This window comes from Rhizobium sp. 16-488-2b, from assembly GCF_017741815.1.
GTDB lineage: Bacteria > Pseudomonadota > Alphaproteobacteria > Rhizobiales > Rhizobiaceae > Rhizobium.
Window position 1 is genome coordinate 22,285 of sequence record NZ_JAGHMF010000039.1, and the last position, 16,282, is coordinate 38,566.

Consider the following 16,282-nt stretch of genomic DNA (forward strand, 5'->3'; position numbering starts at 1 on the left):
TATCCATGCTTTCGCTGGAAAGGCCCAGTGACACTTTCAATCCGAAAAACCCCAAGGAGACAGAGATATGTCGACTAGCACGAAGACCATCAAGAGCTACCTGCGACCGATTGACCGTGATGGCTTGATCGCTTTTGCCGAGCGCGGTCGGGCAAATCCGGACCGACGTGGAACGAACTTGGTTCGTACCGTCTGCGAAGGACAGTATCGCAGCCTCAGCTATGTCGCTGAACATAATCCGGTGGTCGTCGACGAGCCGCTCCATCTGTTTGGCCAAGACACCGCGCCCGCTCCGGGCGAGATCGTCCTGTCCGGCTTGGGAGGCTGCCTCGCCGTCGGAATCACGGCTGTCGCCACTTACAAGAATGTACGGCTGTCCCGCCTCGAGTTGCATCTTGAGGGAGACGTCGGAAATTCCGCCGCTTGGGGCGCTGGTGGAGCCCCGCGCGAACCCTTGCAGATGGGTTTCCAAGCTATCCGCGTAAAAGTGGAGATCGAGGGCGACGCTACCCGAGAAGAGCTTGAGGAGATCGTCCGCCAAGCGAACTACTTTTCCCCGGTGGCCAACTCAATGCGAAACCCGATCCCGCTTGATGTCTCGCTCTCGTAGGACCGGCAAGCATGCACCTCGTCGATGCCGAGCCACCGCAACGGTTCATAAACAGGTCGGGACGACGTCAACGACCTTTTCATCGAGATGAGTTGCGCGATTAAAGGCCCATGGGTGAAAAATGGAAGCTAAGCTTTATCGGACTTCATGCAAGTTCAGGCAGGTTCCCGTCGGGCGCCTAAGAATGATAGTCGGTTTATACAGGAAGCAGGCGGCCAACGACAATTCCAGGGCTGGCTCGCCGGGTCTCGATGCTACACCTGCCGCCGAGGCGCCATCATTGTCAGATGTCGGCCCGATCTTGTCCCTGGTGGCCATCTCTGCGGCGACGTTCTATCTCGTCTCCAACGTTCTATGTGGGTATCTGAGATCGTTCCCCGCGTTCTATCCTTGAATTAGATCGACTACCGCAAAGACACTGCGGTAGTCGGCAGCGGCGGCCCCGAACGTTCAACCGAAACTACGATAGTGCTCAAAGACGCGGCTTCGAGCTTTTGGTGCTTTGCGTATCCACATGGGCTTCCACCGACATACCAGGACCAAGTCTCTCAAGGTCCCGCTGATCGGCGTCGATATTAATTCGTACGGCAATTCGTTGCGGGATCTTGGTGAAATTGCCGATCGCATTATCAGTACGGAGGACGGAGAACTCGGAACCGGCGGCGGGCGAGATTTCTTCGACAGTGCCTTCGAAGCGAGCCCCCGCCAGTGCGTCGACAAAAAACCATGCTCGTTGTCCCGGATGAATCGCCCCGGACTGCGCCTCTTTAAAGTTGGCAACCACCCAGCGCGCCCTCGGAACTAGAAACATCAGCTGAGTGCCGCTCGTGACGAATTGTCCCCGCCGGACCGTCACATCGCTGAGCTTGCCCTCCTCGGGAGCCGTCACGACGGTATAACCGAGATTGATCTCAGCAAGCTGGAGCTTTGCCTGGGCGCTTTCTACATCGGCCTTGAGGGAGCCCTCGTTGACGCTGGCAGCCTTAAGCGCTTGCTCAGCACCGCCGCGCCCAGCAATAGCCTCCTTAACATCAGCTGCGGCTACGTCCCTTGCTGCACGGGTTGCATCTTCTGCGCTCACGGAGCCGGACCCCTGCGTTGCAAGATTGGCCGCCCTTTTAAAATCGGCCTCCGTTTTCACGAGTTGGGCGTTCGCACTGGCGATCTTTGCATCGGCAGTTGTGATATCAAGCTGTCTCTGAGCAGTGGCTTGTTGGTTGTTTGCAAGGTTTGAAATGGCGATGTCGAGATCTGCCTTGGCTGCGGCGACCTGAGCGCGGTAGATGCGATCGTCGATGCGCAGAAGTACATCTCCCTGCCTGATATTTCCATAGTCCTTGACGCCGATCTCCTGCACGTAACCAGTTACCTGAGGACTTATGACCGTCGTCCAGCCACGCACGTAGGCATTATCAGTCTTTACGACCGCCGTCGAAAAAGGGGGCAGTTGCCACGTAACGAGTATTGCGGTGACTCCCGCTGCAACGAGGGTCGTAGCAAAAGCCTTGGTCAACAAGCTGCTCGCTTTGGGCTGCCACTGCTGGGCCGACGGTGACGGCTGGTCCGGACCGACGGGGGCCGGCGCGTTGGGGATCGGAGAGATCGCGTTCATGATAGCTTGCTCCAGTATTGCCTGAGAGAATTAACGGATAGGACCGCAAGAAGGCTGGCGGCGCCGGCTGTCGCCGCGATCGAGATCGCAGTGAAGACATCAATGTAGCCGGCGACACGAGCGTAGAGCGAAATCTGTTGCGTGAGCGCAGCGACGCCTTCAGCCGACCGCAGCGTGGGATCGGCGATTACCGGCGCGTATCGGGCTGAAAGAGTGCCAAGGAGAGCCGCCACTTCAGGTGCGGACCTTTCAGCCTGCCCGGCGAATGCACGGAGATGGTATTGCTGCGCGTGATACAGATACGTTTGCGTGAAAGCGTTGCCCGTCAGCGTTCCGACCGACTGGGTTGCATTGAAAAGTGCAATGAAGCTCGTCAAGCGCGTCCCGCCTTCGGCGAGCACTTTGCCGAGCCCAAAGATGAACAACGGACCGATGAATAATGTACCTGCGAAAGCAATAAGGGGCTGGCTGAAGAGTAGCTCTGGTGCACGCGTGAAGACGCTCACTCCCGTATCGATATATGCTCCTGCAGCGACGAGCAGTAGGGAAGCGAGCACCATGTAGGGTAGACGTGAAGGCGATATAGTAAGCGCCGCGGCCGCTAGGCCTAAAGCGGATCCGAGAAGAATCGCACAAGTAAGCGGTCGAATGTCGTCGTTGGTAAGGCCGAAGTCACGCAACATCGTCATGACGCCAATTGTCTGCTCGGACTGTAGAAACCTGCACAGCACTGCGAATATCGCCAGCCGGATAAATGCTCCGGCCGAGAGCCACTTCACGTCAATAAGTGGTCGTTTCCGGCGACCCTCGATCCACACGAAGACTGTAAAACAAGGGAGACATGCTGCGAAAAACCATCCAATCCATGAAACGTTGGTCCACCAGAGGTAGCTGCCAAGCCCCATTGCCGATCCGAACATTATGAAGCCGGTGGCGTAGAGGGCGAAACTGACCAAGTCTAGCGGCTCGAAGGTTTTTGACTTCACGCTTGGAGGAAGACGGACGATGGACACTATGCCAAGCACGGCCAAAGACAGTCCGAGCTCGAGAAGGTACAGGCCGCTCCAACTTCCCAAAGCGAGCAGATCCTTAGGGATGAGCCAAGCGATCGGGAGGGAGAGTTGCGGGATGCCAAGGCCGAGGCACACCGCCCTGAGCCGGTGCTCCGCCGTGAAGGCCTGCAACATGTAGAAAACGCCAAGTGTGGTCAGCGCAGATGCCGAGATGCCGCTAGCCGCGCGTACGACAATTGCTCCAGCGAGCCCGTGAACGAAAAGATGCGATGTGATCAACACGGCCTGCAGCGTCAGGAAAATCATGCAGAAGGATCGAATCCCGAATTCCTGGCGATACTTGACCAGTACGCAGCCTGTGACCGCATTAGTCACCAGGTATGCTGCCGGAAGCCACGCGACTTCACTGATGTCCAGTCCCAGTGAGCCTTGTAGGAATGGAAGGTTAGCTGCCACGACGGAATTCCCCAACGCACCCGTTATTCCGACGAGCACCGAGGTGGCGGCGTAGACAATGCGACGCCCGGTGGGATGGCTTGGGAACCCCGGCGCACCCGGAAAGGCCGGGCGCTGTCCTTCGGGATAGTCGAAGTGTTCGTCGTCCTGATAAAAATGCTGCTTAGGCGGCGCCTTATCATGCCCCGCGTTTCGTTGCGTCAGCTTCCAAGGGGCAATTCCCACGGCAATCAGCCTTCCCGGTCTCTTCGGTCGCGCAGGAAACCCACAGGACCGAAAACTCTTCAGCCTCGGTTCGAGTGTGAGGCGGAATCGAAAACTAAAGGCGGACGCAGCGGATATATTGAACGATCCAATCTTTGAGAGGACCGCGACCAGCGCAGACAGCGGCCGGTGAGATCTCGACCCAACGAGTGCGTAATTTCGTTGAGACACGGCCCCATTCCGGCCTGAACGAGTGTGCCCGATCCTACAATAATCATGCGGGCGTCACTCCTAGGCTTCCAGTGCATGCCGAGACCCGGCACGAATAGATGGAGCGACATGTGACCTACGAACTTTCCCGCCGACAAACGCTGATTGCAGGGGCAGCCGTCTCTTTTTCCATGTTTGTGCCGGTCGCCGACGCAGCCGGCAAAAAGAGCACCACAGAAATCGAAGGAGAACTTGAAATGACCGAAGCATTCGTAAAGACCAAAGAAGGCGTCGAGCTCTACTACAAGGACTGGGGTCCGAAGGACGCTCAGCCAATCGTCTTCCATCACGGCTGGCCACTGTCGTCCGACGACTGGGACGCTCAGATGCTGTTCTTCGTCCAGCACGGCTATCGCGTCGTCGCCCATGACCGTCGCGGCCATGGCCGCTCGTCGCAAGTTGCGGACGGCCACAACATGGACCAGTACGCAGCTGACGCTTCTGCCGTGTACGAGCACCTGAACCTCAAAAATGCTGTCCACATCGGCCACTCCACGGGTGGTGGCGAGGTAGCGCGTTACGTTGCCAAGTACGGCGAACCCCAGAAGCGCGTCGCCAAGGCCGTACTGGTCAGTGCCGTTCCGCCGCTGATGCTGAAGACCGATTCCAATCCGGGCGGCCTTCCGATGGAGGTCTTCGACGGCCTTCGGAATGGCCTGGCCGCTAACCGCGCGCAGTTCTATCTCGACGTCGCCTCCGGCCCGTTCTACGGCTTCAACCGAGAAGGCGCAAAAGTGTATCCGGGTGTTATCCAGAACTGGTGGCGGCAGGGTATGATTGGCGGTGCGAAGGCCCACTATGATGGCATCAAGGCCTTCTCTGAAACCGACCAGACTGATGACCTCAAGAAGATCACCGTGCCAACACTCGTAATGCATGGCGACGACGACCAGATCGTTCCTATCGATGACGCCGCACGCCTGTCCGTGAAGCTGCTGAAGAACGGTACTCTGAAGGTGTATCCCGGCTATCCGCACGGCATGCTGACCACCCACGCCGACGTCATCAACCCGGACCTCCTAGCGTTCGTGAAGGGCTAAAGCTCGAACTGCTAAAGCATGCGGCCACGCTGGTCTTTACCAGCGTGGCCGCACTCGAACTACTGAACGCTGCCTTTCTCGAACCCGGCGATCTGATAGCCTAGCTCGATCAACGCCATGGACATCAGATACTGGACCATCGAGGAGTTTGTCTTCTTGGCGAACTCGTACGCCGCTATGCAATGATCGGCTAGTTCGGTTTCAGACGAGGCCTGGAGATTACCATTTGTCCGGAACATCAATCCGGTGCAGATCCCAAGAGACTGCTCTCTATCAAGGAAAGAATGCCCTGCAGCCCGAAGTTTTCCGCCGGGTCCGTTCAATGCCTCGAGCCGAAAAATATGCCTCAGTTTCGATCCCGATCGAGCTGAAGCTTCGATTGCAGCTATAAAACTTCCGCGATCTGCCGGGTGGATGAACGCAGCGAAGCTCTGGACGGAAACACCCTTTTCGCCAATGTTCGGATCGACCCCGATGTATCGACACAAAGTGGCGTCCATTCTGAAGAGATCTGCGGCAATGTCCCAAGCATAAACACCATATTCTGCAGGCATTTCCCGCTCATCGCCACCACCACGCCTCAGGTCATTTCTCAGCATTTAATCTTCATCGCTGCATCGGATGATAGCAACACAACACCCCGACGCCTGCTTGATAACCCTCGAACGGGGGGGCTAGGAGCATTTCCGATGGGCAAAAGACGACAGGTTAGACCATGATGCACTCAAAACCGCCGTCTTGAGGCCCTCCGACCGTAAGGCAGAACGGGTGCGCGCGAAATTCACCGGCATCAACCAGGTGTCCGTTTCGCTGACGGTCTCTCGGATTGCCATCCTCGTCCGTACGGCTTGGATCGGCTCGGCCGCAGCTGGCGAATTCCAATTTGGAACTTGGACCTGAATTGGACGATGGAAAATATCGCCCGAAAAAGCTGCCTTTTCTCCGCTCCAGTTTCCGAACACCGATTGAAGGGACAAGAGCCTTGCCAGTCCCTTTCGGCATTGAACATTCGGCCTTCTGATCGCGGGCGCCCACGAGGTCATATCAAGATTTTGCAAAAAGCCGACAGACGCGCTCGTCGGAGCCAGCCTCGTAGAATCGTACAAGATTTAGAAGGCCCGCTCTGGCTTCCTATTCAGGTCAAAACAATTCAGACGAGGAAATCCTATGTTAAGGAAAATGCTTTCAATCGCTCTGCTAGCCACTTCATTGACTGGAGGAGTTGCTTACGCCGCCGACTCGAAGCCCACGATTGTCTTGGTGCACGGCGCATTCGCCGACGCCTCCAGCTGGACCGGTGTTATCGGAAAGCTCGAAGCAGACGGTTATCGAGTGGTCGCTGTCGCCAATCCTTTGCGCAGCGTCAAGGGTGACAGCGCATACCTCAAGCGGATCATCTCGAACATCGATACGCCAGTAGTACTCGTAGGGCATTCCTACGGCGGCGCGGTGATTTCTGAAGCTGCGACGAAGGGCGACAAGATCAAGTCGCTTGTCTACGTGTCCGCATTCGCGCCCGATCTGGGCGAGTCCGCGCTGCAGCTGAGTGGAAAATTTCCTGGTAGCACACTCTCCCCGACGCTCGACAAGCCGGTCGAACTGGAGAACGGCGCGAAAGACCTCTATATCCAGCAGGACAAATTTCACAAGCAGTTCGCCGCTGATGTTTCCGCGAAGACCGCGGCAGCAATGGCTGCCTCACAGCGCCCCGTGACGGATGTCGCGCTTGGGGAAGCAGCGACCAACGCCGGTTGGAAAGAAATCCCATCGTGGTCGATCTTCGGTTCGGCCGACAAGAACATTCCGCCGGAAGCGATGAAGTGGATGGCCAAGCGCGCCAACGCGAAAGAGACTGTTGAGGTCAAGGGCGCGTCGCATGTCGTGATGGTGTCTCATCCTGATCGCGTAGCTAAAGTGATCGAAGACGCCGCGGCCAGCAAGTAACGAAACCACGTGGGAAAGAACGCGCGTCAGCACCTGGCGGCGCGCGTCTTCTTAGGCTTCGCGTAAAGCACGAACGCCCCTCGCGATCAGCGAGGGGCGCTCTTGTTTTTAGGCCGCCGGCCTTTCATCAAGATGTTTCAGGCGCTGCTTTTGGCTGCAAACTCGCTTCCCCACAGAACCCAATTGATCCCATCCGTCCGCCATCCGGCGTTCGATAAGGACGCGAGAGTTAGCCGTTGACCAAGCCCTTTCCACGTTGTCGACGCCGGCAAACAGGCATCAGCTAGAGCCTGAGCCGTGCAGCGCGCCAGGATTGTACAATACAGACAGGAGCATGCTTCTTAACGGTGCCACCTTCACGTGAATTGATCCCCATTTCACCAACGCGAGAGGGCATTATGAAGGCCGTAGGATATAAACAAGCGGGCGCATTAGATCGCTCCGACTCCCTCGTCGACATAGAGCTGGAAAAGCCGATCCCGACGGGCAGAGACGTCCTTGTGAAAGTCGAAGCAGTCTCGGCAAATCCCGTCGATTGCAAGATCCGAAGCAGCATGTCGCCACCGGAGGGCGCGTGGAAGGTTCTCGGCTGGGATGCTGCGGGAACCGTTGAGTCCGTGGGCGAGGATGTCCGGGAGATCAAAGCCGGAGACGCGGTCTTTTATGCGGGATCACTTACTCGGCAGGGCGCAAATGTCGAGTATCATCTCGTTGACGAGCGGATCGTCGGCAGGAAGCCAAAGACAGTCTCCGCCGTCGAAGCCGCCGCGCTGCCGCTCACCACTATCACGGCGTGGGAAATGATGTTTGACCGTCTGGACGTGCGAAGACCAGTGTCGGGGGCTGCCAATGCTATCCTGATCATAGGCGGTGCCGGTGGAGTCGGATCAATTACGATCCAGTTAGCCAGGGCGCTGACGGATTTAACCGTCATAGCGACCGCCTCTCGACCCGAAACTCAGGAGTGGGTGAAACAACTGGGTGCGCATCACGTTATCGATCATAGGAAGCCTCTCGCCGGACAGGTCAAGGCATTGGGTATTGGCGCTCCAGCATTCGTCTTCTCTACCAATGAGACTAAGTCTCAGCTCTCAGAAATCGCAGAGCTGATCGCTCCACAAGGACGATTCGGGCTCATCGACGATCCGGATAGCTTGGATATCGTGAGCTTCAAGCGCAAGTCGGTATCCGTACATTGGGAATTCATGTTCACCCGGCCGATGTATGCAACCGCAGACATGGCGGACCAAGGCAAGCTTCTAACTGACGTGGCCAGCTTGATCGACAGTGGTAAAATCAAAACCACCGTTACTGAAGTACTCCGTCCGATCAATGCCGAAAACCTCAAGAAGGCGCATGCGACGTTGGAAAGCGGTAAGGCAAAAGGTAAGATTGTCCTTGAAGGCTTTTGATGCATTTCAAACTGCGCCGAGAGACGTAATGGGTCGGGACTCGAGCCACACGGATCACTTCATCTGTAAATGACCGGATGCACGCCGGCCGCGCGAGGGCAGATCTCAGTGCCTCTCGCGCGGCGACTTTCTCTACCGATGCGTCTCTATGAAAGACGTGATGACTTGCGCGCAGAACAAGGGCTCTTGGTGATGAGGGCCATGTCCTGCTTGCGGGATAGTCAGAAGGTGAAGTGACTTCCATTTTGTGGTGAGCGGGAGCCAGTTCCCGATCGGGCATGCAATATCGTGATCGCCACTGATGACAAGGATTGGGTTCCTGCCCTCCGAAAGCGACGCCATTTCTACGCCCTCCGGGTCCGGATAGATCGTACTGCGGTCCTTCGCTTCGCTGAGAAGCTTCATGAAGATCGCCTCGGGAATCGGCGGGGAACGATCCACTTCACGGCTTTCGATACGTTCTAGCGATACTCTAGCAGCCTCACGGCTCTGCTCCGAGTTCGGCTCGAAAAACAGGATGATCTGGTCATCAAGCCCGTTGCTCGGATGCATCGCTGTCTCCATGAACAGCCGCTCTCCGCTCACCTCTGGCTTTCCAGGAGGTGCGGTGCCGATCAGGACGGTATGCGAAACCATTTCCGGATGGGTAGCGGTGAACTTCTGAGCTACGACCCCGCCAAGTGACCAGCCGCCAATTACGACTTTCTCGAAGCCGAGGAAATCGATCAGGTCCTTGGCGTCCTTGACAAGAGAGGCACGGTCGTAGCTTGGATCGCCCGATGAAGCACCGAGGCCGGTGTAGTCGAAAATGATGACCTCGAAATTTTTGGCAAGTTCGTCGAGAAACAGTGGATCCCAAGAATCCATGGTTCCGCGGAAACGGATGCTCAGAACTAGGGGAAGGCCTTTTCCGAACCTGCGATAGGCGATATCGCGGCCTTCGAGGTTGGCAAGTCTCGTTGGTGTCGTTGAGGCTGTTTCGGTCATGTTTGCTCTCCTTTGCTAAACGAGCAAACACCTGCTGCGGCTCTGATTATTGTAGGATTCGCTATTTGCCCGCAGACCATGTTTGAAGGCGAACGGCACCGCGCGAAAGGCAAATGCCGCTCATTTCTTCCCCCTGCGCATCGGCCCTGGCGTGTCAGTGCTACCAGCGAACGTTCGATTTCGCCAAGTCCAGGACGGAGTCTCCGCGACCGCTCATAACGGCCTTCGCCATCCATAAGCTAAAGCCCCCGATCTGCTCCAGTGTAACCTTGGGGGGCATGGCGAGTTCGTCCCGGTTTGTCACGACATCCACGACGACTGGACCATCATACGCGAAAGCGGTCCTCAGCGAGCGCTCCAAATCTGCGGCCTGTTCGACCCTGATACCCATGATTCCACCTGCCTGCGCCATCGCGGCAAAATCCGGGTTGGCGAGCTCTACATTAGACGGAAGGAACCCGGCGGCTTTCATCTCCATATCAACGAACCCAAGCACGCCGTTGTTGATGATGACGATCTTCACTGGAAGATTTAGCTGACGGATCGTGAGGAGATCCCCCATCAGCATTGCGAAGCCACCGTCGCCGGACAAACTGATCGTCTGGCGTCCAGGAAAGGCGACCTGCGCACCAATAGCTTGCACCATGGCGTTTGCCATCGAACCATGGACAAAGGACCCAAGCAGGCGGCGCTTGCCGTTCATTTTAAGATAGCGCGCTGCCCAAACAGTCGGAGTGCCGACGTCGCAAGTGAACACCGCGTCTTCATCTGCGATCTCGCTCACAAGTCTAGCGACGTATTGCGGATGGATGGGCTGGCCGTGCTTTCCTGGTGTGGCGAGCTCGTCAAGTCCTTCACGCGCTTGCACGTAGTTGTCGAGGGCATGCTGCAGATGATCGTGGTTATTCTTGATTTCCACCTTGGCGATCAACGCCTCGACCGTCGCGGCGACGTCTCCGGTCAAGCCTAGGTTCAACCTCGTCCTCCGGCCGAGCCTCGAGCCATCGATATCAATCTGGATGACCTTTGCGTCACCCGGATAGAACTGCCGATATGGGAAGTCGGTGCCAAGCATGAGCAGCGTATCGCACTGCTTCATCGCGTGATATCCGGAGGCGAAACCAATCAGCCCCGTCATGCCCACGTCGTAGGGGTTCTCCCATTCAAGATGTTCTTTTCCTCGCAAGGCGTGAACGACTGGCGCTTTCAAAATCTCGGCCAGTTTGACGACTTGGTCGTGAGCGCCGGCGCAGCCCGCCCCTGCAAGAATTGTCACCCGCTCGGCGGCGTCGAGAAGGGATACCGCTTTGGCGATATCTTCCGAATGCGGCACGACAGTAGGATCGGATGGCACGACCCAACGCCCCGGTTCAATCGCGTCCACCTTTTCCATCGCGATGTCGCCGGGCATTACGATTACTGAAACACCGCGCTTTGAGACCGCTTGGCGTATGGCAACGTCGAGCACTCTCGGCATGACGTGCGTCGTTGAAATCAATTCGGTATAGTGGCTACACTCGGCAAAAATCTTTTCGGGGTGCGTTTCCTGAAAATATCCGCTGCCAATCTCGGAGCTCGGTATTTGAGCTGCAATGGCGAGCACCCTCGCACCGCTGCGATGGCAGTCGTAGAGGCCGTTGATAAGGTGGAGATTGCCGGGACCGCAACTACCTGCGCAGACGGCCAGCCCCCCGGTAAGCTGGGCCTCCGCACCAGCCGCAAACGCAGCCGCCTCCTCGTGTCTCATATGTATCCATTCGATTGTACCCTTGCGCCGGAGGGCATCGCTTAACCCGTTCAACGAGTCTCCGGTGACGCCGTAAATGCGCTTCACGCCTGCTGCTTCGAGCGTGTCAACGATCAACTCAGCTATAGTCTGCCTTGCCATGAGAACCTCATTTCTGCGTGAGCGCTGCCCCTAAAAAGTCGGCTAGCCGGGATGAGCCAGAAAGTTGCTCAGACAATTTAGCATCGCGGCTGCCAACGCGGTCATCACGTTTGCACCGAACTTCGGCGTTAAGCTGAAATTCGAGCTCGACTTTGGAAAAGACGCCGCGCTTTCGAGACGCGGCGAAAGTTCCGCACGTCGGTCTTTCTATTCCATTCGTCCCGATGCCATCGGGTCGCTAGCCGGAAATGATTCCACCAGCGCCTCGTCAAGCAGTTCTTCCGGCTTTGATTTGACGGCTGGCGGTAATTCCAGCGCGATGTCCGCAAACTCCGGCAAGACTTCCACCCCGTCCCTGACCTGCTCAGTCGATGGGTCAAATTTGTTGCTCATGGTGATGTGCTCCATTGATCATTGCGGGACTAGAACGTGGTTGGAGCGACGAATCTTGGATGATCCAATCCTGTTTTCGCACGCAGCGACAACCGATCTAGGCCTGATCGATTCATCACGCACCAAAATCAGCGAGCCCACTTGAGAAACGTGCGCGAGCACGAAGCGCAGTCCGCAAGCGCCGAATTTTACAATAAACTCGCTTGGCGACGCCCTAGACCAACTCAACACATTTGATGGAGGGTCGGTTGAAAGCTGCAATCGAAAAAATCGCCGGCATTGTCCCGGCTCAGGGTGAGGTTCCAAGTTTCCACGAGGGTGACGATGTTTCGATCGCAACCCGTTCGCCGATCGGCCACTACAGGATGCCGACCTACCTCCGTGGCAAGCGCGGAAAGATCGAGGCCATCATGCCGGTAATGGCCGTTGATAATGAGGAAGAGGGATACGGTCGCAACGCGGGCTCCAAGGGCCATTACTACCGCGTCGCCATCCCGATGACCGAGATTTGGCCGGACTACGAGGGCTCGCCCAACGACGGCCTTCGAATTGAGATCTTTGAAAACTGGCTGGAGAAACTGTCCAATGTCTGATCAGCACGACCACGATCATGACCACGATCACGATCATGATCATGACCACCACCATGATCATGCACCTATCACTGCCGACGAGAAGCCAGGCTACTTCGATCTGATGGAGACGTCGGTTCGGGAACTGCTAACGGAGCGTAAGCTTTTCGGAGCCGACGAGATCCGTCGTCAGATCGAAGTGCTCGACTCCCGGACTCCAGCCCTTGGGGCAAAAGTCGTCGCGAGAGCCTGGACAGACCCCGAGTTTAAATCTCGTCTCCTCGCAAATGGGCGGTCTGGATGCGAAGAACTGGGCATCACATTCTATGATGACACTCAGTTGATCGTCCTGGAAAACACGCCGGATGTGCATAATCTGATCGTTTGCACACTCTGCTCCTGCTATCCGCGCCCGGTTCTCGGACTTCCGCCCGACTGGTACAAGCTCAAGCCTTATCGCGCTCGTGCCGTTTACGAGCCACGAGCGGTTTTGGAGGAGTTTGGAACGTCCATACCCGACGACGTCGAGATCCGGGTCAGCGATTCCACTGCGATCATCCGCTATCTTGTCCTGCCCATGCGGCCGGCCGGGACTGAGCATCTAACCGAGGTACAACTAGCCGACTTGGTTACGCGTGACGCCATGATTGGCGTCATCCAAGTCGATTACAAGAAGGAGGCGGCGTGATGGGTTCCGAAACTCTGGTAAGAAAGCTTCCCAACGATATCGGTGGCGACGAAGCGGGTAAGATCGAACGCGTTGAACACGAGCTGTTGCCTTGGGAAAAACGATGCCATGCATTGGCTGACGTCCTCGACTTCCACAAGATCATCAATACTGAAGAGAAGCGACGAGGCGTAGAGGCTCTCGGCGCTGAGATGATCGGAAAACTCTCGTACTACGAACGCTGGATCGTCGCCTTTGCCAACATTCTCTTCCAGAAGGGCATTTTGACCCCTGAAGAGTTGGCGACAAAGATGTCGGAAGTCGAAGCAAGGTTTTCCGATGTCCCAAGCCCGCAACACAGCTAGGTCCGGCGAACCGGGCGTAATTCCCAGCTTCTTCGAGCACAACCCCCAACTGCCAATCTTCAGGCGCGCGTTCGTCGAAGCGGTGGGAACAGCGTTCCTTGTAGCCGCGATGATCGGATCAGGCATAGCTGCGTCCAAGCACGTGCCTGCCGAGTCACTGGCTGCGTCTCTGCTCGTCGCAGTTTCGATCGCAGGGGCACTTGTCGGATTGATAGTTGCCCTCGGGAAAGTTTCCGGAGGCCATTTCAACCCGCTGATCACGCTTGCGCAGTACCTCAATGGTGAGCGTGGCGTCGCCTGTTCGGTTGCGTACATCGTCGGGCAGACAATAGGCGGCATTCTCGGCGCTTTGGTTGCTGCTACGATGTTCGGCTACCCGCTTCGCACTGACTTGGCCGCTGCTCCATCCATGGGGAACTTTCTAAGTGAAGCCGTGGCCGCGGCCGGATTGATGACGATCGTGCTGGGATGCGCGCGCAGTACGAAATGGGACACCGGACCGTTCGCCGTCGGGGCATGGTTGGTGGCGGCTATAATCGCCACTCCTTCCACCTCATATGCAAACCCGGCTGTCACCCTTGCAGCTATCTTCGCGCCGGGCCTTGCTGGGCTTTCGCCAGTCACTGCCGCCGCTTTTGTTGTGGCACAGATAGTCGGAATGTTCATCGCTATGGCCATCAACAAGATAGCATTCGCCGCCGACACGCCCCTTTCCGGGTAGATGGCGGGCTGCCCTCCGAATGCCATCGGCATTCGGAGGCGCGATTATGCCGAGTGTCGCAGGGGCACATCCTGCGACAGAAATGACCTTGAATTCTATCATCCCTTGAACAAACGCCACTCGCTTTGGAGACAGCCATGCATATCGAACCAGGAATAGTAGACAGTTCCAAAATCGTACTCAGCTACGCGACAGCAGGAGCATCGGGGCTGTTTGCGCTGAAGCTCGCAGCGGACGAAATCCGCCGAGGCGGCGTTCTGTCCCTCGCTGTGAGAAGCGTCGTTACGACGGCGCTGGTTTTCTGCTTCTTCGAGGTTTTGCCACACTACCCCGTAGGCGTTTCCGAAGTACATCTCATCCTCGGATCCACTCTGTTTCTGCTGTTTGGCATGGCCCCTGCGGCGATCGGGCTCGCACTTGGTCTGCTCACGCAGGGAATGTTCTTCGCACCGTATGATCTGCCGCAATATGGCATGAACGTAACCACGCTTCTCGTGCCTCTATTTGCTCTGCGGGCTGTGGCCGTTCAAGCTATTGCGCCCGGAATACGCTACGTCGACCTTACCTACCGCCAGGCGCTGACCCTATCTGTCGCCTATCAGGCAGGTATCGTTACATGGGTCGCGTTCTGGGCGCTCTATGGCCATGGGATGGGCGCGGATAATCTAGCTTCGATCGGCACTTTTGGGCTTGCCTACATGGCGGTCATCACAATTGAGCCGCTAGCAGATCTGGTCGTCCTTGCGGTTGCCAAGTCGAGCGCGAATGTCACTCGGAGCAGGTTCTTCGAACCACGGCTGCTCGGACAAGGTTGAAGAACGGCCACTAGTGGCGCGACAGTTATCGAGAAGAGGGCGCGATCGTTTCGCGCCCTCACGCGTTTCCCCGTTCCTCGTTTAGAGGCGTTCGGGATGATCTTCATCATACCAAGGGGTTACCAAACGAAACTTGTATAGAATACCCCACCTTCGAACGGTCCCCTATCCTGGCCTCACTGACGAACCCAATCCCACTGGCAATCAAAGCGAGGAACCACGTATGCACAAGAAAAATCATCGAAGCCGAGGCTACCTGACAACTGCTCTTCTGGTAACTTTCGTGCTTACCGTGCCGATCGGTAGCGCTTCAGCCTCGTGGTTCCCGGACCTTATTTTTCCGAAGGACGAACCGGTGCCAAACACAAAAGCCGACAAGCTTGTCACAGGCACTATCCCTCGGAGCAAGCGTCACGATGAACGCGATTTTCTCTCAAAAGAAACCCCAATGAGACCGTCGCGTGGCAATCGTGCAAATTCGAAGGAAGGTCAACCATGAAGTCTCATTCGTCGAACCAGCGACGCAGCAACGCTGCAAGCAGAGCCAATGCCCTGCCCAGCCTTCATATCGTCGCCAGCCTGTACTGCTTCAGCCTGGGCGTGCTGGCGCTCGTCATCGCTCTGAATCGAGTGTGAAGGGGATCGCTTCTAGCGGACGCCGTTTCTTCGCAGACCGATCTTCAGCCGGGTAGATGCTAGGCGGCCAGCCTACGGGACGAGCCGCCTGCAAGCGTCTACCTTAGTTCCCAAGCCACTGATATTCGGAAACTGCCGCCCTGCCAGTGCGCTTGTCGTAGAGACATATCATGCTGACCCTGGCCTTCGATTTCCCGCGTCCCATTTCTCCTCGCAGTAGAATGGCGATTTTCCCGACGCTGTCGTCGAAAACCACCGGACGAGACGCCTCCGGCGTGTTCAATGTGGATAGGCCAATGCATGTGCCGTTGGCTTTGGCCAACATCGCGCTCCAAGCACCATCGCTGGATGCAAACGCAGGGCTGATGGATGTGGCGACCACTAGCGACACCATTACGGATTTTAGAAGCATTTTCTGCCTTTCAACGGGTTGAGCGCCGTTGTTGACCGCCGGGTTTGGCTCGATCTTGGCGCTGTCTGACCGGGCAACGACCTGAGCCACAATGCTCGATAGGTCGCCTGCGCAGCCAAGCGGAGGGATAGAGGCACGCTATCGCTGGATCTTGTATGATGCAGCTGACTTCGTGTCCGTGCACGAGCGGATACGCCAATTTCAGACACAGATTCCTTGCTAAGAAGTGCTGAGTATCACGGCGGACGTCGCTCAGAGTTTGGCT

General features: G+C 56.9%; 17 protein-coding genes. 11 read left to right on the top strand and 6 right to left on the bottom strand.

Going from position 1 to position 16,282, the window contains the following annotated elements; all coding sequences use genetic code 11:
- The first annotated feature begins 67 nt into the window (after positions 1–67).
- A complete protein-coding gene (locus tag J5286_RS29460) occupies positions 68–610 on the top strand; it encodes an OsmC family protein (protein WP_209193529.1) in 543 nt (180 codons plus the stop codon).
- Between the two features lie 472 nt (positions 611–1,082).
- Here J5286_RS29460 and J5286_RS29465 read toward each other — a convergent pair whose 3' ends face one another.
- Entirely contained in the window at positions 1,083–2,222 is a 1,140-nt protein-coding gene (locus tag J5286_RS29465) for an HlyD family secretion protein (RefSeq protein ID WP_209193530.1), read from the bottom strand.
- The gene (locus tag J5286_RS29470) at positions 2,219–3,916 is read right to left on the bottom strand and encodes an MFS transporter (RefSeq protein ID WP_209193531.1); all 1,698 of its coding nucleotides are present in this window, start codon (positions 3,914–3,916) and stop codon (positions 2,219–2,221) included. Before J5286_RS29470 ends, J5286_RS29465 begins: the two co-directional genes overlap by 4 nt.
- Before the next feature lie 446 nt (positions 3,917–4,362).
- Here J5286_RS29470 and J5286_RS29475 point away from each other — a divergent pair, with 446 nt between their 5' ends.
- Entirely contained in the window at positions 4,363–5,205 is an 843-nt protein-coding gene (locus J5286_RS29475) for an alpha/beta fold hydrolase (protein ID WP_449090076.1), read from the top strand.
- A gap of 59 nt (positions 5,206–5,264) precedes the next feature.
- Here the strand turns inward: J5286_RS29475 and J5286_RS29480 are convergent, their stop codons facing one another.
- Positions 5,265–5,804, bottom strand: coding sequence for a PAS domain-containing protein (locus J5286_RS29480; RefSeq protein WP_209193533.1), 540 nt, complete (start codon positions 5,802–5,804; stop codon positions 5,265–5,267).
- Between the two features lie 580 nt (positions 5,805–6,384).
- On the opposite strand from J5286_RS29480, the gene J5286_RS29485 reads away from it, so the two are divergent.
- Positions 6,385–7,149, top strand: coding sequence for an alpha/beta fold hydrolase (locus J5286_RS29485; protein WP_209193534.1), 765 nt, complete (start codon positions 6,385–6,387; stop codon positions 7,147–7,149).
- A gap of 398 nt (positions 7,150–7,547) precedes the next feature.
- A complete protein-coding gene (locus J5286_RS29490) occupies positions 7,548–8,561 on the top strand; it encodes a zinc-binding alcohol dehydrogenase family protein (protein WP_209193535.1) in 1,014 nt (337 codons plus the stop codon).
- 132 nt (positions 8,562–8,693) lie between these two features.
- Here the strand turns inward: J5286_RS29490 and J5286_RS29495 are convergent, their stop codons facing one another.
- The 3 genes from J5286_RS29495 to J5286_RS29505 all read right to left on the bottom strand — a co-directional run bounded on the left by J5286_RS29495 (position 8,694) and on the right by J5286_RS29505 (position 11,829).
- On the bottom strand, positions 8,694–9,548 hold the full coding sequence (locus J5286_RS29495; protein WP_209193536.1) for an alpha/beta fold hydrolase: 855 nt from the start codon (positions 9,546–9,548) through the stop codon (positions 8,694–8,696).
- Between the two features lie 160 nt (positions 9,549–9,708).
- Positions 9,709–11,436, bottom strand: coding sequence for a ubiquinone-dependent pyruvate dehydrogenase (poxB, locus tag J5286_RS29500; protein WP_209193537.1), 1,728 nt, complete (start codon positions 11,434–11,436; stop codon positions 9,709–9,711).
- A gap of 207 nt (positions 11,437–11,643) precedes the next feature.
- Positions 11,644–11,829, bottom strand: coding sequence for a hypothetical protein (locus J5286_RS29505; RefSeq protein WP_209193538.1), 186 nt, complete (start codon positions 11,827–11,829; stop codon positions 11,644–11,646).
- A gap of 248 nt (positions 11,830–12,077) precedes the next feature.
- On the opposite strand from J5286_RS29505, the gene J5286_RS29510 reads away from it, so the two are divergent.
- From J5286_RS29510 to J5286_RS29540, 7 genes are all read left to right on the top strand, one after another.
- Positions 12,078–12,422, top strand: a complete 345-nt coding sequence (locus J5286_RS29510) for an SH3-like domain-containing protein (RefSeq protein ID WP_245206660.1) — start codon at positions 12,078–12,080, stop codon at positions 12,420–12,422.
- Positions 12,415–13,089 carry a nitrile hydratase subunit alpha gene (locus J5286_RS29515; protein WP_209193540.1) on the top strand — a complete coding sequence of 225 codons (675 nt, stop codon included), beginning with the start codon at positions 12,415–12,417 and terminating at the stop codon, positions 13,087–13,089. Before J5286_RS29510 ends, J5286_RS29515 begins: the two co-directional genes overlap by 8 nt.
- On the top strand, positions 13,089–13,433 hold the full coding sequence (locus J5286_RS29520; protein ID WP_209193541.1) for an SH3-like domain-containing protein: 345 nt from the start codon (positions 13,089–13,091) through the stop codon (positions 13,431–13,433). The genes J5286_RS29515 and J5286_RS29520 overlap by 1 nt, the downstream gene beginning before the upstream one ends.
- Positions 13,408–14,154 (top strand): aquaporin, encoded by a 747-nt coding sequence (locus tag J5286_RS29525; protein ID WP_209193542.1) that lies wholly within the window; start codon positions 13,408–13,410, stop codon positions 14,152–14,154. The genes J5286_RS29520 and J5286_RS29525 overlap by 26 nt, the downstream gene beginning before the upstream one ends.
- A 137-nt stretch (positions 14,155–14,291) precedes the next feature.
- The gene (locus tag J5286_RS29530; protein WP_209193543.1) at positions 14,292–14,969 is read left to right on the top strand and encodes an energy-coupling factor ABC transporter permease; all 678 of its coding nucleotides are present in this window, start codon (positions 14,292–14,294) and stop codon (positions 14,967–14,969) included.
- A gap of 495 nt (positions 14,970–15,464) precedes the next feature.
- A complete protein-coding gene (locus J5286_RS29535; protein ID WP_209193544.1) occupies positions 15,465–15,605 on the top strand; it encodes a hypothetical protein in 141 nt (46 codons plus the stop codon).
- Positions 15,606–15,775: 170 nt separating this feature from the next.
- Positions 15,776–16,039 (top strand): hypothetical protein, encoded by a 264-nt coding sequence (locus tag J5286_RS29540; RefSeq protein ID WP_209193545.1) that lies wholly within the window; start codon positions 15,776–15,778, stop codon positions 16,037–16,039.
- The last annotated feature ends 243 nt before the right edge of the window (positions 16,040–16,282 follow it).

Bases quoted from the DNA above. Each gene is read 5' to 3' on its own strand.
- poxB (WP_209193537.1), bottom strand. From the start codon at position 11,436: ATGGCAAGGCAGACTATAGCTGAGTTGATCGTTGACACGCTCGAAGCA.
- J5286_RS29495 (WP_209193536.1), bottom strand. From the start codon at position 9,548: ATGACCGAAACAGCCTCAACGACACCAACGAGACTTGCCAACCTCGAA.
- J5286_RS29460 (WP_209193529.1), top strand. From the start codon at position 68: ATGTCGACTAGCACGAAGACCATCAAGAGCTACCTGCGACCGATTGAC.
- J5286_RS29530 (WP_209193543.1), top strand. From the start codon at position 14,292: ATGCATATCGAACCAGGAATAGTAGACAGTTCCAAAATCGTACTCAGC.
- J5286_RS29515 (WP_209193540.1), top strand. From the start codon at position 12,415: ATGTCTGATCAGCACGACCACGATCATGACCACGATCACGATCATGAT.
- J5286_RS29520 (WP_209193541.1), top strand. From the start codon at position 13,089: ATGGGTTCCGAAACTCTGGTAAGAAAGCTTCCCAACGATATCGGTGGC.
- J5286_RS29475 (WP_449090076.1), top strand. From the start codon at position 4,363: ATGACCGAAGCATTCGTAAAGACCAAAGAAGGCGTCGAGCTCTACTAC.
- J5286_RS29480 (WP_209193533.1), bottom strand. From the start codon at position 5,804: ATGCTGAGAAATGACCTGAGGCGTGGTGGTGGCGATGAGCGGGAAATG.
- J5286_RS29535 (WP_209193544.1), top strand. From the start codon at position 15,465: ATGAAGTCTCATTCGTCGAACCAGCGACGCAGCAACGCTGCAAGCAGA.
- J5286_RS29465 (WP_209193530.1), bottom strand. From the start codon at position 2,222: ATGAACGCGATCTCTCCGATCCCCAACGCGCCGGCCCCCGTCGGTCCG.
- J5286_RS29525 (WP_209193542.1), top strand. From the start codon at position 13,408: ATGTCCCAAGCCCGCAACACAGCTAGGTCCGGCGAACCGGGCGTAATT.
- J5286_RS29540 (WP_209193545.1), top strand. From the start codon at position 15,776: ATGCTGACCCTGGCCTTCGATTTCCCGCGTCCCATTTCTCCTCGCAGT.
- J5286_RS29490 (WP_209193535.1), top strand. From the start codon at position 7,548: ATGAAGGCCGTAGGATATAAACAAGCGGGCGCATTAGATCGCTCCGAC.
- J5286_RS29505 (WP_209193538.1), bottom strand. From the start codon at position 11,829: ATGAGCAACAAATTTGACCCATCGACTGAGCAGGTCAGGGACGGGGTG.
- J5286_RS29485 (WP_209193534.1), top strand. From the start codon at position 6,385: ATGCTTTCAATCGCTCTGCTAGCCACTTCATTGACTGGAGGAGTTGCT.